Raw genomic sequence first — 17,091 nt, 5'->3', positions numbered from 1 at the left:
ATCCCTTTCGCGCGGGTGCTGCAATGTTGCAACGTTATCTCTGGAAGCTGTTGCCCAAGACGCAACGGCATTTCTTGCTGGGCCGGCTGTCGGTCGTGGATCGCCAGGCGGTGAATAAGTCGATGTCGGCGAGTTTGCATTTCCCCCGGCCCTTTGCACAGCGTTCCTGCCTGTTCATCCACGTGCCCAAATGTGCCGGCAGCAGCATCTGTGCCGCGTTGTTCGATGGCTGGAGTCCCGGGCACCTGCCTTTGTATTGGTACGAGCAACAATTTCCCGACCGGTTTTCCAGCAGTTTCAAGTTTGCCTTCGTTCGCGATCCTCTTGAGAGGGCGTATTCGGCCTATGCCTTTTTAAGGGGCAATGCATTGAGCCAGCGCGATCAGTGCGCGCAAAAACTGGTCAGCCAGTATCGTGACTTCGACGATTTCGTCGCACGCTGGCTGCACCCGGAAACGATTCGGCGGCAGGTGCATTTCGCTGCACAGACCGATTTTCTCACCGACTCCTTTGGGCATCTGGCACTGGATTTCCTCGGTTATCAGGAACATCTGGAGCGGGATTTCCAGTTGGTTTGCGAACAACTGGGGCACACGTCACCGTTGCCTCGTATCAATGGTTCGGATCATCGCTACGCCGGACCTGCGCGGGATTTCTGCTCCCTGCGGACCCGTCGATGGGTCCGTCGCGTGTACCAGCGCGATTACGAGTTGCTCGGTTATGAATGAAGTGCTGTCGACATCGGCTCCACGGATCAGTCCCTATGCGTTCTCGCTGTCGAGCGCCGACCGTGCCGCGCTCAAGTCACAACGGCCGCGCTGTCTTTGGCTGACGGGGTTGTCCGGATCAGGAAAGTCGACCCTGGCCAATGCTCTGGAGCAGCAACTCTATCAGCGCGGGTTGCACACGTTCGTGCTCGATGGTGACAACCTGCGTGGAAGTCTTTGCCGTGATCTGGGGATGAGTTCCGACTGTCGCCGGGAAAATATCCGGCGCATGGCCGAGGTGGCGCGGCTGATGGTGGATGCCGGCCTGATTGTAATCGTGGCAGCGATCTCGCCGTTCCGGGCCGACCGTGACGCTGCCCGCCGGCTGTTCGCCGAGGGGGACTTTATCGAAGTGCATGTGAGCACGCCGTTCGCGGTTTGCGCACAACGCGACACCAAAGGCTTGTACCTGGCGGCCCGGCAAGGACGGATCAAGGATTTCACGGGCGTCGATAGCCCGTACGAAACGCCGCGGCACCCAGAGTGCGAGATTGATACCCAGACATTGGACATGGCCCAAGCCTGCCAGCGTTTGGTGAATTTTCTGCTCAAAAAATGATCAAGATGCAGTTCCGTATCATCCCTTTGCAGCGGTCACACAAGCGGATGCTTGCCCTGTGTTAATATCGCGCCCCTGTTCATTTTGTATGTGGGTTGCTCCATGAAGTTGTCCATGCCGCGATTCGATCAAGCCCCTGTCTTGGTGGTCGGCGATGTCATGCTCGACCGTTACTGGCATGGTGGTACCTCACGGATTTCCCCTGAGGCACCTGTACCGGTAGTCAAAGTCGATCACATCGAGGACCGCCCGGGCGGTGCCGCCAACGTTGCGTTGAACATTGCCGCCCTTGGCGCGCCAGCCTCGCTGGTCGGCGTCACTGGCGACGATGAGGCGGCCGACAGTCTGGCCAACAGCCTCAAGGGCGCCGGCGTGCGGGCGTTATTCCAGCGCGTTGCGCACCAGCCGACCATCGTCAAGCTGCGGGTCATGAGCCGTCACCAGCAACTACTGCGTATCGACTTCGAAGAACCGTTCGCCACCGATGCGCTCGAACTGGCAGCGCAGGTCGACGAGTTGCTCGAAGGCATCAAGGTGCTGGTGCTGTCCGATTACGGCAAGGGTGCGCTGAAAAATCACCAGGTGCTCATCCAGGCCGCCCGTGCCCGTGGCATTCCGGTACTGGCCGATCCCAAGGGCAAGGATTTTTCGATTTACCGTGGTGCAAGCCTGATCACGCCGAACCTCAGCGAGTTCGAAACCATTGTCGGTGGTTGTGCCGATGAACACGAGTTGGTGAGCAAAGGCGCGCAGTTGATGCATGACCTTGAGCTTGGCGCCTTGCTGGTGACCCGTGGCGAGCACGGCATGACCCTGCTGCGCCCGGATCATCCGGCGCTGCACCTGCCGGCCCGTGCCCGTGAAGTGTTCGACGTGACCGGTGCCGGCGACACGGTGATATCCACCCTGGCGGCAGCGATTGCCGCAGGCGAGGAACTGCCTCACGCGGTGGGCCTGGCCAACCTGGCGGCAGGCATCGTGGTCGGCAAGCTCGGTACGGCGGCCATCAGTGCACCGGAACTGCGTCGTGCGATACAGCGCGAAGAAGGTTCGGAACGTGGCGTGCTGGGTCTCGAGCAACTGTTGCTGGCCGTCGATGATGCCCGTGCGCACAAAGAGAAGATCGTCTTCACCAACGGCTGCTTCGACATCCTGCATGCCGGCCACGTGACGTACCTTGAACAGGCGCGGGCGCAGGGTGATCGGTTGATCGTTGCCGTTAATGACGATGCGTCGGTCAGCCGCTTGAAAGGGCCGGGCCGGCCGATTAACAGCGTCGACCGGCGCATGGCCGTGCTGGCAGGTCTGGGGGCCGTGGACTGGGTAATCAGTTTCCCTGAAGGCACGCCGGAAAACCTGCTGCGCGAGGTCAAGCCGGACGTGCTGGTCAAGGGCGGGGACTATGGGATTGACCAGGTGGTTGGTGCGGACATCGTGACCGCATACGGCGGGACGGTGAAAGTGCTGGGTCTGGTAGAGAACAGCTCGACGACTGCGATCGTCGAGAAAATCCGCAAGACTGAGTAATACCCTGTAGGAGCGAGCTTGCTCGCGAAAAACGTTTGGGCAACGCGTTCATCCAGATAGCACGCGTTTTCGTTAACGTCCATCGCGAGCAAGCTCGCTCCTGCAAGGGCTGCGATCTTTTGTTTTAAGAGCTGACCTTTTTACGCGGCACCATCTTCTTCAGCAGTAGCTTCGCCTTGCCACGCAACAGCGCCAGTCCCGAGTTTTTCCCCGGCGGCGTCAAACCCTGCTGCCGTACCCAATCCTTCCAGCGAATCCGCTCATCCTTCACCAGCCAGCCTTCCTGTCGGGCAAAGCTTTCGGCCAGGTAGAGCCCGCGTGTGCTCGCCGGGTACAGCTGATCTTTCTTCAAAGTGTAGAGCTCGGCCAGCGGATGGCCGTCCTGCAAGGGCATCAGGTACAGGTCGGGGCGCTTGCGGTCCAGCCGGGCTACCAGTTGATCGCCCTCCAGTCGCTCGTCGACGTGGAACAGGCTCAAGGATTTAGCTTCCTTGGGTACGTCCAGGCGCAAGTCGTAGATCAACTGCAATGATGCCGTTGGCAAGTGCACATAGGCCCGTGGGCGTTCGATCAACGGCAGGTTGGCGCAACGTACCGGCCGCGCCGAGCCCGACAACGGCGACAGGCGAAAGGGCATGGCCTCACGGTAATGCAGGGCCGACGAGTAGGGCGCCGGCAGCCAGGTGTCGTTGAAGCGTCCACCGAGCCAGCCTTCCGGTGTTTCCAGCAGACACTCCTCGGCAATCTCCTGAATCGCCGTGTGCAGCGGCAGGTTCAGCTCATGGGCCGGCACGTAGCCGGAAATCAACTTGAGCACCACGTCGCCACGGTCTTGTCGGCGTTGCCGCACCAGCACCCAATAATCGCGGTTCTGCCAATGCAGCGTCAGGCGCACCGACACCCCGAGGTTGGCCAGCTCAAGGGCAAACCGTTCAGTGCTGGCGACTGTTACCGGGCGGCGACGTTGCAGGATCTGGGAGAAGTTGAGCGGCCTCCCGACGCTTTGATAACTCAGGCCTTCGGGGGTCGCTTCGACGAACAATGGCAGGGTCTTGAAGTTGCTCGGGTTCTTTCTAATGAGCGTACGCGGCATGTCGGCTCCTGCTTAAGGCCGCGTTGGGCGGCATCAGTTGCTACGTAGGACCTGGGCAACGGTCGCGACGTTGTGGGCGAGGTGCAGCGGATTGATGGTCCCGACAATAGCACTGGCAACACCCGGATGTTCGAACAGCAGCTCGAAACTGGCGCGCACCGGATCGACACCTGGACTCAGGCACACGTGACCGCTGGCGAGGGCTTTTTTTACCAGAATGGCTTTGCCGTGAGCAGCAGCATAGTCAATCACGGGCTTTTCGTTTTGATCGTTCAGATTGTAGGTGACCATCGCGCAATCACCTTGCTCCAACGCCTTCAAACCACCTTCGACAGTCTTGCCGGAAAAGCCGAACCCACGAATCTTGCCTTCGGCCTTAAGTGCGGCGAGCGTCGCATAGACCTCGCAGTCGTTGAGGATCGCCAGATCGTTGCCGTCGGAGTGCACCAGTACCAGATCGATGAAGTCGGTTTCCAGGCGTTTCAGGCTGCGCTCCACTGACAGTCGGGTATGAGCGGCGGTGAAGTCGTGGCGGGACTGGCCGTCGCTGAATTCTTCGCCGACCTTGCTGACAATTACCCAGTCCTGTCGCTGCCCACGCAGCAGCGGACCGAGACGCTCTTCGCTGCGCCCATAGGCTGGCGCGGTGTCGATCAGGTTGATGCCCAGGTCACGGGTGAGTTTGAGCAGTCTGCGTGCATCGTCGTCATCGGGAATTTGAAAACCGCTGGGGTACTTCACCCCTTGATCGCGGCCAAGTTTGACGGTGCCCAGGCCCAGTGGAGACACCAGCAGGCCGGTGCTGCCCAGGGGGCGATGCAGGTCGTGCAGGGTCGGCTGGCTCATGGCAGCAGTCGCTCCCAGGCAGGAATGCCCATCGGCGGTTTAGGCAGGGGCGGCAGCTCGGTTGCCGGGCCGGGATGAATGCCGTCGCGTTCAAGGCTGGCGATCACCCGGTCGGCGAAGTCGGGCGCCAGTGCCAACTTGGTAGGCCAACCCACCAGCAGCCGACCTTCCTCGGCGAGAAACGCATTGTCTGGGCGAGTCAGCCCCGACTGCAGCGGCTCGGCGCGATCCACGCGCAAGGTGGCCCATTGCGCGGTACTCAGGTCGATCCAAGGCAGCAACTGGGCGAGTTCTTTTTGGGCTGTGGCGATTTGCTCGGCGGGTTCACGGGCCACGCCGTCGGCTTCGGCGATATCACCACCCATATACCAGACCCACTGACCATCGGCGGCCGGGTGGGTGGTCACGGTAATGCGCGGTTTGGTGCCGCCGCCGAGGCAGTGGGCATACAACGGTTTGAGGCCCGGGCCCTTGGCGATGATCATGTGCAGTGGACGGCGTTGCATGGCGGGGCGGCTCAGTCCCAGGGTTTCGAGCAGTTCCGCCGTCCCGGCTCCGGCGCTCAGGACGATGCGCTGGGCGCGGATTTCGCGTTCGTCCACCTTCAGGCCGACCAACACGCCGCCTTCCAATAGCGGTTCGATCTTTTGCCCGGCGAGCAAGCCGTCACCCGCCAGGTCGGCCAGGCGCTGGATCAGGCTCGGCACGTCGATCACCAATTCGGCCAAGCGGTAGACCTTGCCTTTGAAGCGCTTGTCTTGCAGGGCCGGTGGCAATTGGTCGCCCTTGACCTGATCGACACGACCGCGCACGGCTTTGCTGGCGAAGAAGCTGGTCAGGTTGCCGGCGATAGTGCCGGGGGACCACAGGTAATGGGCTTCGGATAACAGGCGCACGCCGGACAGGTCCAGCTCACCGTCTCCGGCCATGGCCTCGCGCCAGCGCCGTGGCATGTCGGCGATGGCTTCCGACGCGCCGGTGAGGGCGCCGTGCAGTGCATATTTGGCACCACCGTGGATGATGCCTTGGGACTTGATGGTCTGGCCGCCGCCGAGGCTGGCGCTTTCCACCAGCACGGTCGAAAACCCTTGGCGGCGCAGGCGCGCATTCAGCCAGAGGCCGGCGACACCAGCGCCGACAATCAGAACGTCGGTGGAAATAACGGATGGCATGCGGCGACCTCAGTGTTCAAGACAAGGGCGCAGTATACAGACTCGAAGATTGGAGAGGCTGTTGTACCTGTGGGAGCGAGCCTGCTCGCGAATCGGTGCGTGACTCAACATAGGTGCTGAGTTGGCTACCGTCTTCGCGAGCAGGCTCGCTCCCACAGGGGATGGCGTTCGGGTTTTAGTGACCGGCAGTCTTTGAGAAGAGCTGAATCACCACGACGCCTAAAACGATAAGCGCCATCCCCAGTATTGCCGGAATATCCAGCTTCTGCCCGTAGATAAACAGCGCCGCAACGCTGACCATCACGATACCCATCCCGGCCCACACCGCGTAAGCCACCCCCACCGGCACGCTGCGCACCACCAGGGTCAGCATCCAAAAGGCAATGCCGTAACCGACGATCACCAACATCAGAGGTAGCGGTGTGCTGAAGCCTTTGACCGCTTTCATCGAAACAGTGGCAATCACTTCGGCGCAGATGGCAATGGCCAGGAAGTAGTAAGCGGTCATGGGTCAATCCTCGTGTGAAGTGTTGCTCTCTGAGGTCGGCATTCTAGAGATTGTTCAGATGCGGTAAAGTCATTACCTATCTGTCAGCAAGATAGGTTTGGCCATGAACATGCAATGGAATCTGGAGCAGCTTCGCTTGTTCGTGAGCGTAGCGGAGCAGCGTTCGTTTTCTGCCGTGGCACGCGACCAGCGCAAGGCGCAGTCGGCGGTCAGCAGCGCAATCGCGCTGCTGGAGGAAGACCTGGGCGTGAGCCTGTTCGACCGCAGCAGCGGGCGCCAGCCGAAACTCACCGAAGCCGGTAATGCTCTACTGGAAGAGGCACGGGAGGTGTTGCGCCAGTGTGAGCGGCTCAACGGTCGGGCGCTGGCGATGATGCGCGGGCAGGAGGCGCGCCTGCGTCTGGCCCAGGACGAGGCGATGCCTTATCAACCGATCATCGAAAGTTTCGAGGCACTGGCCGAGCGTTTTCCCAGTCTTGAAGTGCAACTGACCAGCGCCGCTCAGGGCGAAGTCGCGCGCAAGCTGGTGGAGCGCCGTGCCGACCTCGGATTGCTGTTCTTTCACGACCAAATCCCCGAGGCGCTGGAGCGGCGGGTGCTCGGCAGCGTGGAAATGGTCACCGTCTGTGGTGTCGGCCATCCGCTGGCGAAACAGGCACAGGTCAATTGCCAGCAACTGGCACAGCATCGCCAACTGCTGATGTCGACCCAATCCAGCATTTACCCCGGCAGTGAGCCGGCCAGCCCGGAAGTGTGGCGTGCGGACAGTTTCTACGTGATGGCCGAATGGTTGGTGCGTGGCCTCGGTTGGGCCTGGCTGCCGCGCCATGTGGTGCAGTACCCGACGTATCACGGTCAGATGGTTGAACTGAACAGCGAATGGACCCCGCCGGCGTTGGTGGTGGAACTGGTCTGGCGTCGTGATGAGCCACTGGGACCGGCGGCGCGTTGGCTGGCGGAACGATTTGCCGTGCATTTGCAGGCGATCGGCGAAAAAACCGATAAACTCCGCCGCCATGAATAGAACTCTCTACACCGCGCTGTTTTACCTGGGGCTGCCATTGGTGGCGATTCGGCTGTGGCTGCGGGCGCGCAAGGCGCCGGCTTATGCCAAACGTATCGGCGAGCGCTTCGCCTGCGGGATGCCGGCGATGAAACCCGGTGGTATCTGGGTGCACGCGGTGTCGGTGGGTGAAAGCATTGCCGCCGCGCCGATGATTCGCGCCTTGTTGCAACGTTATCCACAACTGCCGATCACCGTAACCTGCATGACGCCGACCGGTTCGGAGCGCATCCAGGCCTTGTTTGCCAATGAGCCGCGCATTCAACACTGCTATCTGCCTTATGACTTGCCGTGTGCGGCCAAGCGCTTCCTTGATCGGGTTCGGCCAAAATTGGCAGTGATCATGGAAACCGAACTCTGGCCCAACCATATTCATCAATGCGCCAGGCGTGGGATTCCCGTGGCGTTGGCCAATGCGCGATTGTCCGAACGTTCGGCCAGAGGCTATGGCCGTTTCGGTAAGCTGACCGGACCGATGCTCGCCGAAATGAGCCTGTTCGCCGTGCAGACCGAAGCCGAGGCGCAGCGTTTCCGTGAATTGGGCGCTCGGACTGAAACCGTCGAAGTCACCGGCTCGATCAAGTTCGACCTGACCATCGATCCGCAACTGTTACAACGTGCCGCCGAGTTGCGCGGCCAGTGGCAAGCGCAGGAACGCCCGGTATGGATTGCTGCCAGTACCCATGACGGCGAAGACGAGGTGGTGCTGGCTGCCCATCGCCGGTTGCTGGAAAGTCATCCCGATGCCTTGTTGATTCTGGTGCCGCGTCATCCGGAGCGTTTCAACCCGGTGTTCGAGTTGTGCAAGCAGCAAGGGTTTGCCACGGTTCGACGCTCCACGGGTGAGCCTGTTACCGCCAACACCTCCGTGTTGTTGGGCGACACTATGGGCGAATTGCTGTTTCTCTATGCCTTGGCCGACAGCGCCTTTGTTGGCGGTAGCCTGGTGCCTAACGGCGGGCATAACCTGCTGGAGCCGGCAGCACTGGCCAAACCGGTGCTCAGTGGACCGCACCTGTTCAACTTCCTCGAAATCGCCGCGCAGTTGCGCAATGCCGGGGCGTTGCAGGAAGTGGAGGATGCCGAAGGGTTGGCGTTGGCGGTGCAGCGCCTGTTCGAGTTGCCACGGGATGCACAGCGTATGGCTGACGCGGGCTTGAAGGTGATGCGCACCAATCAGGGCGCGTTGCAGCGGTTGCTGGATGGGTTGGGGCGGTTGATGAATCGCTGATTGGCGATCCTGATCCCTGTAGGAGCGAGCATGCTCGCGATGAATGTCCAGACAACGCGGGTATTCAGAGAGCCCGCGTAATCGTTGAGCTCCATCGCGAGCAAGCTCGCTCCTACAGGGAACGCGTCAGGGTCGGGCCTTGAGCTGTTCAGCCGCAGCCTTGGCCAGGTCCGGCGGCAGGAAATCCTTGTCCGGGTTGTAGTCGGGCTTGAGCCAGCGCGCCAGATCCTGCAAATCCCCCGGGTTCAACGTACCGGCCTGTTGCTTCAAGCGCAGGTTGTCGAGGATGTAGTCGTAACGGGTGTTGTTGTAGTCACGGACCGAGGTGTACAGCGAACGCTGCGCATCCAGTACGTCAACGATGTTGCGCGTCCCCACCTGATAGCCGATCTCGGTCGCTTCCACCGCGCTCTGGTTGGAGATGATCGATTGTTTGCGTGCCTGCACCTGTTCGACGTCGGTGTTCACCGCGCGGTGCAGGTCGCGCGTATTTTCCACGATTGAGCGGCGCAGGGATTCGCGTTGCTGTTCGGTCTGGTCCAGTTGGGCGTACGACTGGCGCACCTGGGAGTTGATCAGGCCGCCGCTGTAGATCGGGATGTTCAGTTGCAGTCCGATCGACGATTGCTCGACGTCCCCCTTATACGGCACGCCGAAGGCGCTCGGGTTGCTGAAGCCCAGTGCGTCGTTGTCGCCTTTCTCGTACCTCGCCACTGCATCGACGGTCGGTGCATGCCCGGCCTTGCGCTGCTTGAGGGTTTGCTCGGCGGCGCTGACCGCGTAATTGCTGGCCAGCAGATTGAGGTTTTGTTGGGCCGCTGTTTCGACCCAGGCCTTGGCGTCGTTCGGCGCCGGCGGCAGGATCGGCAGGCTGTGCTTGATGCCCTGGATCGAGTTATATCGACGGTTGGTCAGGGTGACCAGGGCCTCGAAAGCATCATCCACCTGACGTTGCGCCACGATGCGATTGGCCCGTGCGGTGTCGTAGCTGGCTTGCGAGTTCAGTACGTCGGTCTTGTCCGAAAGGCCGACATCGAAGCGCTCGTTGGACTGATCAAGCTGGCGCTTGAACGCGGCTTCCTCGGCCTTGGTCGAGGCCAGGTTGTCCTGGCTGCGCAGCACGTTGAAATAGGTGTCGGCGGTTTGCAGGATCAGGTTTTGTTCGGTCGCCGACAATTGCAGGGCGGCCTGTTCGTTCACATCCTTGGCGGCCTGGTACTGGAACCAGCGATCGGCACGAAACAGCGGTTGCGCCAGGGTGGCCTGGTACGAGTGAGCATTGCGGTTGGCGGTGGCCGAAGGTTGGTCGATCGAGGTGCGCACGCTGGTGACATCGGCACCGCCCGACAGGTTCGGCAGCAATCCGGCGCGGGCCTGGGGCACGACTTCTTTCTGCGCGCCATATTGGGCGACGGCGGCCGCGAGATCGGCGTTGTTGTCGACCGCTTCCTGATAGACGCTGACCAGGTCGGTTTTGGTCGATAAGGGCGCTTCTGCTGCCCAGGCCATTCCGTTGGACGCACAAGACACGGCAAGGGCCAGTGAGAGTTTGCGCAGCATGAGGCGATCCCTGAAATTACACTGATAATTTGAGCGCCAAGGCTACGGCGCGGCTCACACAGCGTCAATGCGCAGCATGGCGTTGCGAGTGTAGTGGTGCGTTCGTCCGGCAACAATCCTGCAAATGCGCCATTCATCACGGTGTTTATCGCGGTGTTGGCGTTCTTGATCAGTTGTGTCTAGACTGGCCACGTTCTTGTCGGGGTGCCTTGCTATGAGGCTGAGATCGAATAATTTCGGATCCCGTTGAACCTGATCAGGTTAGCGCCTGCGTAGGGAACAAGATTTCTCGTCACCCGGCGAGTCCTCTTGTGCTTCGTCCGGGATGTGGTTCGACCATCGAACACCCCTCGAGCACTGAGCACAGCACGGCTGGTTTCCCCAGTCCACGTGCGTCCATTCGTTACAGGTTCGCTCCGACAAAATTCCACTGCCTGGATGCTGTCTGGAGACCCGTGATGACCATAAAAGAAAAAATCGCCACCAACCTGAGTGACTCGGCCAAGGTCGATCAACAATCGGTTCAGCCGTTTACCCGCTCGAAAAAAATCTACGTTCAGGGCACCCGTCCCGACATCCTCGTGCCGATGCGCGAAATCAGTCTGGACGTGACGCCGACCGACTTCGGTGGCGAGGTCAATGCGCCTGTCACGGTCTACGACACTTCTGGCCCGTACACCGATCCCAACGTCATCATCGACGTGCGCAAAGGCTTGGCCGACGTGCGTTCGCCGTGGATCGAAGCCCGTGGCGATACCGAACGCCTGAGCGGCCTGAGTTCGAACTTCGGCCAGGAGCGCCTCGCCGATCCTGAACTGACCAAGCTGCGCTTTGCCCACGTCAACAATCCGCGCCGTGCGAAGGCCGGGGCCAACGTCACCCAGATGCACTATGCCCGCCAAGGCATCATTACCGCCGAGATGGAATACGTCGCCATCCGCGAAAACATGAAGCTGGAGGTGGCCCGTGCCGCCGGCTTGCTGGATCAGCAACACGCCGGCCACAGTTTCGGTGCCAGCGTGCCGAAAATCATCACCCCTGAATTTGTCCGCGACGAGATCGCCCGTGGTCGCGCGATCATTCCGGCCAACATCAACCACACCGAACTGGAACCGATGATCATCGGCCGTAACTTCCTGGTGAAGATCAACGGCAACATCGGCAACAGCGCCCTGGGTTCGTCCATCGAAGAAGAAGTGGCGAAACTGACCTGGGGTATTCGCTGGGGTTCGGACACGGTCATGGACCTGTCGACCGGCAAGCACATTCACGAAACCCGCGAGTGGATCATCCGCAACTCGCCAGTCCCGATCGGTACCGTGCCGATCTACCAGGCCCTGGAAAAGGTCGGCGGCGTGGCCGAAGATCTGACCTGGGAGTTGTTCCGCGACACGCTGATCGAGCAGGCGGAGCAGGGCGTGGACTACTTCACCATCCACGCCGGTGTGTTGCTGCGCTATGTGCCGATGACCGCCAAGCGCGTGACGGGCATCGTTTCCCGTGGTGGTTCGATCATGGCCAAGTGGTGCCTGGCGCATCATAAAGAGAACTTCCTCTACACCCATTTCGAAGACATCTGCGAAATCATGAAGGCCTACGACGTCAGCTTCTCGCTGGGCGATGGCCTGCGTCCGGGGTCGATTGCCGACGCCAACGACGAAGCGCAGTTCGGTGAGCTGGAAACCCTGGGAGAACTGACCAAGATTGCCTGGAAGCACGACGTGCAATGCATGATCGAAGGCCCCGGCCACGTGCCGATGCAGTTGATCAAGGAGAACATGGACAAGCAGCTCGAGTGCTGCGACGAGGCGCCGTTCTACACCCTTGGCCCGCTGACCACTGATATTGCACCGGGCTACGACCACATCACCTCCGGTATCGGTGCGGCGATGATCGGCTGGTTCGGTTGCGCCATGCTCTGCTACGTGACGCCGAAGGAACACCTGGGCCTGCCGAACAAGGATGACGTGAAGACCGGGATCATCACCTACAAGATCGCCGCCCATGCCGCCGATCTGGCCAAAGGACATCCGGGCGCGCAGATCCGCGACAATGCCCTGAGCAAGGCGCGTTTCGAATTCCGTTGGGAAGACCAGTTCAACCTGGGCCTTGATCCGGACACTGCCCGTTCGTATCACGATGAGACCCTGCCGAAGGACTCGGCCAAGGTCGCGCACTTCTGCTCCATGTGCGGACCGAAGTTCTGCTCGATGAAAATCACCCAGGAAGTCCGTGAGTACGCGGCCAACCAACGGATCGACGCAGTCGACGTGGACGTCGCCCAAGGCATGGCCGAACAGGCCGAGCGCTTCAAGCAGGAAGGCAGCCAGCTGTACCAGAAAGTTTGATCTGACCTGAAAAGGTGGGGCTGCACAGGCCCCATCGCCAGCAGGCTGGCTCCTACATTGGATCTGTGGCGTTCACATGTCCCCTGTGGGAGCCAGCCTGCTGGCGATAGCGATTTATACAACAACAAATGTCCCTCTGAGATAACACCCTTGAGCATTCAACCCAGCACTTACTCTCCTGATATCGCGGTGCCGACCGACAAGCGTGTGTTCGGCGGTCGTGATCTGTTTTCCCTGTGGTTTTCCCTCGGCATCGGCCTGATGGTCCTGCAGACCGGCGCATTGCTCGCGCCGGGCCTGGGGCTGTCGGGCTCGTTGCTGGCGATTTTTCTCGGCACGCTCGTCGGTGTGCTGTTGCTGGCGTCGGTCGGCGTGATCGGTAGCGACACCGGCCTGTCGTCGATGGCCGCGCTCAAGCTCAGCCTCGGTGCCAAGGGCGCGAGCCTGCCGGCGGTGCTGAACCTGCTGCAACTGATCGGTTGGGGCTCGTTTGAAATCATCGTCATGCGCGACGCCGCCAGTCTGTTGGGTGCCCGTGCCTTCGGCGAAGGCAGCCTGATGTCCAGTCCGGTGCTGTGGACGCTGTTCTTCGGCGCATTGGCGACCCTGCTGGCGGTCAGCGGTCCGTTGACGTTCGTGCGGCAGATCCTGCGTAAATGGGGTATCTGGTTGCTGCTGGCCGCCTGCACCTGGCTGACCTGGAACCTGTTCGCCAAGGCCGACCTGGCGGCTCTTTGGGCCCAGGCCGGTGACGGCTCGATGCCGTTCGCCGTGGGTTTCGACATCGCGATTGCCATGCCGCTGTCCTGGTTGCCGTTGATTGCCGACTACTCGCGTTTCGGCAAGCGCGCGAAAAACGTCTTTGGTGGCACGGCCATCGGCTTCTTTATCGGTAACTTCTGGTTGATGAGTCTGGGCGTCGCCTACACCCTGGCGTTTGCGCCGAGCGGTGAAGTCAATGCCTTGCTGTTGGCGCTGGCCGGTGCCGGTCTGGGCATTCCGCTGCTGCTGATTTTGCTGGATGAGTCAGAAAATGCCTTTGCCGATATTCACTCGGCGGCAGTGTCCAGCGGCATCCTGTTGCGCTTGAAAGTCGAACACCTGGCACTGGCCATCGGTGTGGTCTGCACCCTGATCGCGTTGCTGGCGCCCCTGGCTCAGTACCAGAACTTCCTGCTGTTGATCGGTTCGGTATTTGCGCCGTTGTTCGGCGTGGTGCTGGTGGATCACTTCATCCTGCGCAAACGCAGCGGCCAGGTTGCGTCAGCCGCATTGCGCTGGCCGGCACTGCTCGCCTGGTTGGGCGGGATCAGCACTTATCATCTGCTGGCCAATTTGTATCCGGATATCGGTGCAACCCTGCCGGCACTGGTCCTGGCAGGGCTGTTGCAACTGGTACTGGGTAGGGCCTTCAGCTACGACCAGGAAACAGCTCAGGCTTGATGATGCCGTTCAGGCGAGGGTAGGGGATCTTCAGTTCGACATGGCCCAGCGCGTAAGGCGCGATGCTGCTGGTTTCGTACTTGAGGATCACCCCGCCATAGGTCAGCGCCACGTTCTGGGTTTTCTGGAATGGCCAGCTCTTCACGAATTCCGGTTCCTGATCGAGCTTGGTGCTGATCAGCCAACTGTTGTGCGCCACTTGTGCGGCTTTCCAGAACGCTTCTTCCTGTCCCGGTACCAGCATGTCCGACAGCGTCAGCACTTTATGCTGCTGGCGTGAATAGTTGATGAAACCTCGACCCGGTGTGCCATGGGCGCCGCCGGTGTCCAGGTAACTGGACAGTTCGATGATCACCAGTCCGTCATGCTGCTCGCGTACCTTGGCTTGCAGGTAGCTGCTGTAGCGCGGGCCGGCGTTGCGCAAAAACTGTTCGCGGTAGGCCGCCAGCGTCGGTGCCGCCGGGGCATCGGGCGACGTGCGGGTCATTTGCAGCAGGCGTTTTTCGATGATGCCGTCGAGCGCAGGCTCGTCGGGGAAATGCACGGTGTCGATGTTGACCAGCGGGCAGTCCTGGTCCTTGCAGCCTGGCTTGAGCTGTTCGGTGGCGTCGCGGGTGGTATCCAGCGGCGCGCGATAGTTCGGTTGGAACAGGCTCTGGCAGGCACCCAGTGTCAGGGCGATTGCAGCCACGGAGGCAATTTTAAAAAGCGACATGGGCGTCCTTCATAAAACAGGGAAAGGCAAAAAGTTACCCGCTTCGACTATCAACGGAGCAGTCAGTTCGCCACTAAGCTAATTAGAGTGGGTTTCGCCCTCACCGTCTATCCCGCTGACGGGAAAGGGGCTGCATCAAATGTCGCGGGCGCGTTAGGATGGCGCGAAGTCGAGGCTGGAGCCTCGTTGTAGACACGAGGATTGTCATGACCGATTTTGCCAACGCCATTCCGACCGCCGTCGATATCGTTCGGCGCGAAAAGTGCTTCGAGGGCTTTTACAAGCTCGATCGCGTGCACTTGCGCCACGAATTGTTCGCCGGGGGTATGAGTCGTGAAATCCATCGGGAATTGTTTGTCCGCCACGATGCCGTGTGCATGCTGCCTTACGATCCGCAGCGCGACGAAGTGGTGCTGATCGAGCAATTTCGCGTCGGTGCCGTGGGCAAGACCGACAATCCATGGCTGATCGAACTGGTCGCTGGTCTGATCGACAAGGACGAGCAACCGGAAGAGGTTGCTCACCGCGAAGCGCAGGAGGAAGCTGGGCTTGTGATCGGGGCGCTTTGGCCGATGACCAAATATTTTCCATCGCCGGGCGGCAGCAACGAATTCGTCCATTTGTACCTGGGGCGTTGCGACAGTAACGGGGTTGGCGGCCTGCACGGGCTGGAGGAAGAAGCTGAAGATATCCGCGTCACGGTGTGGGCCTTTGAAGATGCCCTGCAAGCCGTACGCGACGGACGTATTGCCAACGCGGCCAGTATCATCGCCTTGCAATGGCTGGCGTTGAACCGCGTTGAAGTGAGGGGGTTATGGTCGTAAACAAGCTGCGCGATCGCTATCGGGTGGATCTGGTGGGGCTGCAAGCGTCCTGCGAGGCGAACTACGCGCGACTGATGCGACTGTTGCCGGACATGCGCAGCGAACCGGCGGCACGGCGCATTGCCGTGACCCATGGCGACCAGATGCTCGGTGTGCTGGCGCTGGAAGTGCTGCAAGTCTGTCCGTACACCACGACCCTGCAGGTGCGCCAGGAACACAGCTTGCCGTGGCTGCCGGTGCCGCAACTGGAGGTTCAGGTGTATCACGATGCCTGCATGGCCGAAGTGGTCAGCGCCGAACATGCGCGACGCTTTCGCGGCATCTACCCTTATCCGAACGCGTCCATGCACCAGCCTGACGAAAAAGCCCAACTGAACATGTTTCTGGGTGAATGGCTGAGCCATTGCCTGGCGCTGGGTCATGAGTACGAAGTAGTACGTTAACGTTCTTGTGAACTGCGTCAGGTTCACAGGTTTCCCCTTTCGAGCATCCCCCAGCATAATTGCGCCACTGACCCCCCTTCCGTGATCACGCCCTGGGAGAACGCCTTGCCGAGCGTATCCACATTGACCACCGCCGATCCGGCGCTGCTGGTGCAACTGTCCGACAGCCACCTGTTTGCCGAAGCAAGCGGCACGCTGCTGGGCATGAATACCGGCGACAGCCTGCAAGCCGTTATCGAACAGGTGCGCGTGCAGCAGCCCCGGATCGATCTGATCCTGGCCACGGGTGATCTGTCCCAGGACGGCACGCTGGAGTCTTACCAGCGGTTTCGCGATTTGACCCGCCAGCTCGATGCGCCGGCACGCTGGATTCCCGGCAATCACGACGAGCCGCAAGTCATGGCCGAAGCGGCGGTGCAAAGCGCTTTGCTGGAGCCGGTGGTGGACATTGGCAACTGGCGGGTGACGCTGCTTGATTCGGCGGTGCCGGGCTCGGTGCCGGGGTATTTGCAGGAAGAACAGTTGCAGTTGCTGGCCCGTTCGTTGAGCGAGGCGCCTGAGCGACATCATCTGGTGTGTTTCCACCATCACCCGGTGTCGATCGGTTGTGCGTGGATGGAGCCGATTGGCTTGCGCAACCCGGAAGCCTTTTTCGATGTGCTGGATCGTTTTCCGCAAGTGCGGGCGGTGCTGTGGGGTCATGTGCATCAGGAAATCGATCAATGGCGTAACAATGTACGACTGATCGCTTCGCCGTCGACCTGCATCCAGTTCGAGCCGGGCAGCGAGGATTTCAAGGTGGGTGAGCAAGCACCGGGCTATCGCTGGTTGAGACTGATGCCGGACGGGCGGTTGGAAACAGGCGTGGAACGGCTGACCGGGTTCGACTTCACGGTGGACTACGGCTCTAACGGCTACTGATAGACCGAGGCGCACCCTTCGCGAGCAGGCTCGCTCCAACAGGAGAATGCATTCCAATGTGGGAGCGAGCC

Annotated in this window: 16 protein-coding genes and 1 riboswitch; of the genes, 10 read left to right on the top strand and 6 right to left on the bottom strand. The window is 60.7% G+C overall.

The annotated features are described in order from the left end of the window. Positions 1–23: 23 nt before the first annotated feature. The 3 genes from ACSFE6_RS07365 to hldE all read left to right on the top strand — a co-directional run bounded on the left by ACSFE6_RS07365 (position 24) and on the right by hldE (position 2,853). Positions 24–728 (top strand): sulfotransferase family 2 domain-containing protein, encoded by a 705-nt coding sequence (locus ACSFE6_RS07365; RefSeq protein WP_435426979.1) that lies wholly within the window; start codon positions 24–26, stop codon positions 726–728. Beyond that, on the top strand, positions 721–1,326 hold the full coding sequence (gene cysC / locus ACSFE6_RS07360; RefSeq protein ID WP_435426978.1) for an adenylyl-sulfate kinase: 606 nt from the start codon (positions 721–723) through the stop codon (positions 1,324–1,326). Before ACSFE6_RS07365 ends, cysC begins: the two co-directional genes overlap by 8 nt. Positions 1,327–1,428: 102 nt before the next feature. Further along, complete coding sequence (gene hldE / locus ACSFE6_RS07355) at positions 1,429–2,853, top strand: bifunctional D-glycero-beta-D-manno-heptose-7-phosphate kinase/D-glycero-beta-D-manno-heptose 1-phosphate adenylyltransferase HldE (RefSeq protein ID WP_435426977.1); 1,425 nt, start codon at positions 1,429–1,431, stop codon at positions 2,851–2,853. 124 nt (positions 2,854–2,977) lie between these two features. Here hldE and ACSFE6_RS07350 read toward each other — a convergent pair whose 3' ends face one another. The 4 genes from ACSFE6_RS07350 to ACSFE6_RS07335 all read right to left on the bottom strand — a co-directional run bounded on the left by ACSFE6_RS07350 (position 2,978) and on the right by ACSFE6_RS07335 (position 6,472). Further along, a complete protein-coding gene (locus ACSFE6_RS07350; RefSeq protein ID WP_435426976.1) occupies positions 2,978–3,946 on the bottom strand; it encodes a metal ABC transporter ATPase in 969 nt (322 codons plus the stop codon). Between the two features lie 33 nt (positions 3,947–3,979). Further along, the gene (locus ACSFE6_RS07345; protein WP_435426975.1) at positions 3,980–4,792 is read right to left on the bottom strand and encodes an aldo/keto reductase; all 813 of its coding nucleotides are present in this window, start codon (positions 4,790–4,792) and stop codon (positions 3,980–3,982) included. Continuing rightward, complete coding sequence (locus ACSFE6_RS07340) at positions 4,789–5,964, bottom strand: NAD(P)/FAD-dependent oxidoreductase (protein ID WP_435426974.1); 1,176 nt, start codon at positions 5,962–5,964, stop codon at positions 4,789–4,791. The genes ACSFE6_RS07345 and ACSFE6_RS07340 overlap by 4 nt, the downstream gene beginning before the upstream one ends. Before the next feature lie 175 nt (positions 5,965–6,139). Further along, positions 6,140–6,472, bottom strand: coding sequence for a DMT family transporter (locus ACSFE6_RS07335; RefSeq protein WP_435426973.1), 333 nt, complete (start codon positions 6,470–6,472; stop codon positions 6,140–6,142). A gap of 103 nt (positions 6,473–6,575) precedes the next feature. Between ACSFE6_RS07335 and ACSFE6_RS07330 the strand changes: the two genes are divergently transcribed. Continuing rightward, positions 6,576–7,496 (top strand): LysR family transcriptional regulator, encoded by a 921-nt coding sequence (locus ACSFE6_RS07330; RefSeq protein ID WP_435426972.1) that lies wholly within the window; start codon positions 6,576–6,578, stop codon positions 7,494–7,496. Continuing rightward, positions 7,489–8,766, top strand: coding sequence for a lipid IV(A) 3-deoxy-D-manno-octulosonic acid transferase (gene waaA, locus ACSFE6_RS07325; protein WP_435426971.1), 1,278 nt, complete (start codon positions 7,489–7,491; stop codon positions 8,764–8,766). The genes ACSFE6_RS07330 and waaA overlap by 8 nt, the downstream gene beginning before the upstream one ends. A gap of 126 nt (positions 8,767–8,892) precedes the next feature. On the opposite strand, the gene ACSFE6_RS07320 is transcribed toward waaA, so the two are convergent. Further along, positions 8,893–10,326, bottom strand: a complete 1,434-nt coding sequence (locus ACSFE6_RS07320) for a TolC family outer membrane protein (protein WP_435426970.1) — start codon at positions 10,324–10,326, stop codon at positions 8,893–8,895. 190 nt (positions 10,327–10,516) lie between these two features. Continuing rightward, positions 10,517–10,622: riboswitch (TPP riboswitch) on the top strand. Positions 10,623–10,784: 162 nt separating this feature from the next. On the opposite strand from ACSFE6_RS07320, the gene thiC reads away from it, so the two are divergent. Both thiC and cytX read left to right on the top strand, forming a co-directional pair. Then, on the top strand, positions 10,785–12,674 hold the full coding sequence (gene thiC, locus ACSFE6_RS07315; RefSeq protein ID WP_435426969.1) for a phosphomethylpyrimidine synthase ThiC: 1,890 nt from the start codon (positions 10,785–10,787) through the stop codon (positions 12,672–12,674). 150 nt (positions 12,675–12,824) lie between these two features. Beyond that, positions 12,825–14,117, top strand: a complete 1,293-nt coding sequence (cytX, locus tag ACSFE6_RS07310) for a putative hydroxymethylpyrimidine transporter CytX (protein ID WP_435426968.1) — start codon at positions 12,825–12,827, stop codon at positions 14,115–14,117. Here the strand turns inward: cytX and ACSFE6_RS07305 are convergent. Then, positions 14,086–14,832 carry an RsiV family protein gene (locus tag ACSFE6_RS07305; RefSeq protein ID WP_435426967.1) on the bottom strand — a complete coding sequence of 249 codons (747 nt, stop codon included), beginning with the start codon at positions 14,830–14,832 and terminating at the stop codon, positions 14,086–14,088. The genes cytX and ACSFE6_RS07305 overlap by 32 nt on opposite strands. Before the next feature lie 206 nt (positions 14,833–15,038). On the opposite strand from ACSFE6_RS07305, the gene ACSFE6_RS07300 reads away from it, so the two are divergent. The 3 genes from ACSFE6_RS07300 to cpdA all read left to right on the top strand — a co-directional run bounded on the left by ACSFE6_RS07300 (position 15,039) and on the right by cpdA (position 17,020). Then, complete coding sequence (locus ACSFE6_RS07300; protein ID WP_435426966.1) at positions 15,039–15,656, top strand: NUDIX domain-containing protein; 618 nt, start codon at positions 15,039–15,041, stop codon at positions 15,654–15,656. Further along, the gene (locus ACSFE6_RS07295) at positions 15,647–16,099 is read left to right on the top strand and encodes a DUF1249 domain-containing protein (RefSeq protein WP_008063540.1); all 453 of its coding nucleotides are present in this window, start codon (positions 15,647–15,649) and stop codon (positions 16,097–16,099) included. The genes ACSFE6_RS07300 and ACSFE6_RS07295 overlap by 10 nt, the downstream gene beginning before the upstream one ends. Before the next feature lie 105 nt (positions 16,100–16,204). After that, a complete protein-coding gene (cpdA, locus tag ACSFE6_RS07290; protein ID WP_435427030.1) occupies positions 16,205–17,020 on the top strand; it encodes a 3',5'-cyclic-AMP phosphodiesterase in 816 nt (271 codons plus the stop codon). Positions 17,021–17,091 lie beyond the last annotated feature (71 nt).

It is taken from the genome of Pseudomonas baetica (assembly GCF_051216495.1).
Lineage (GTDB): Bacteria > Pseudomonadota > Gammaproteobacteria > Pseudomonadales > Pseudomonadaceae > Aquipseudomonas > Aquipseudomonas baetica_B.
The sequence above is the reverse complement of the archived record's forward strand: the minus strand, read 5'-3'. Positions and strand labels throughout refer to the sequence as shown.

Excerpts from the sequence above, each read along its gene's own strand:
- ACSFE6_RS07365 (WP_435426979.1), top strand. The coding sequence starts at position 24 with ATGTTGCAACGTTATCTCTGGAAGCTGTTGCCCAAGACGCAACGGCAT.
- cysC (WP_435426978.1), top strand. The coding sequence starts at position 721 with ATGAATGAAGTGCTGTCGACATCGGCTCCACGGATCAGTCCCTATGCG.
- hldE (WP_435426977.1), top strand. The coding sequence starts at position 1,429 with ATGAAGTTGTCCATGCCGCGATTCGATCAAGCCCCTGTCTTGGTGGTC.
- ACSFE6_RS07350 (WP_435426976.1), bottom strand. The coding sequence starts at position 3,946 with ATGCCGCGTACGCTCATTAGAAAGAACCCGAGCAACTTCAAGACCCTG.
- ACSFE6_RS07345 (WP_435426975.1), bottom strand. The coding sequence starts at position 4,792 with ATGAGCCAGCCGACCCTGCACGACCTGCATCGCCCCCTGGGCAGCACC.
- ACSFE6_RS07340 (WP_435426974.1), bottom strand. The coding sequence starts at position 5,964 with ATGCCATCCGTTATTTCCACCGACGTTCTGATTGTCGGCGCTGGTGTC.
- ACSFE6_RS07335 (WP_435426973.1), bottom strand. The coding sequence starts at position 6,472 with ATGACCGCTTACTACTTCCTGGCCATTGCCATCTGCGCCGAAGTGATT.
- ACSFE6_RS07330 (WP_435426972.1), top strand. The coding sequence starts at position 6,576 with ATGAACATGCAATGGAATCTGGAGCAGCTTCGCTTGTTCGTGAGCGTA.
- waaA (WP_435426971.1), top strand. The coding sequence starts at position 7,489 with ATGAATAGAACTCTCTACACCGCGCTGTTTTACCTGGGGCTGCCATTG.
- ACSFE6_RS07320 (WP_435426970.1), bottom strand. The coding sequence starts at position 10,326 with ATGCTGCGCAAACTCTCACTGGCCCTTGCCGTGTCTTGTGCGTCCAAC.
- thiC (WP_435426969.1), top strand. The coding sequence starts at position 10,785 with ATGACCATAAAAGAAAAAATCGCCACCAACCTGAGTGACTCGGCCAAG.
- ACSFE6_RS07305 (WP_435426967.1), bottom strand. The coding sequence starts at position 14,832 with ATGTCGCTTTTTAAAATTGCCTCCGTGGCTGCAATCGCCCTGACACTG.
- ACSFE6_RS07300 (WP_435426966.1), top strand. The coding sequence starts at position 15,039 with ATGACCGATTTTGCCAACGCCATTCCGACCGCCGTCGATATCGTTCGG.
- ACSFE6_RS07295 (WP_008063540.1), top strand. The coding sequence starts at position 15,647 with ATGGTCGTAAACAAGCTGCGCGATCGCTATCGGGTGGATCTGGTGGGG.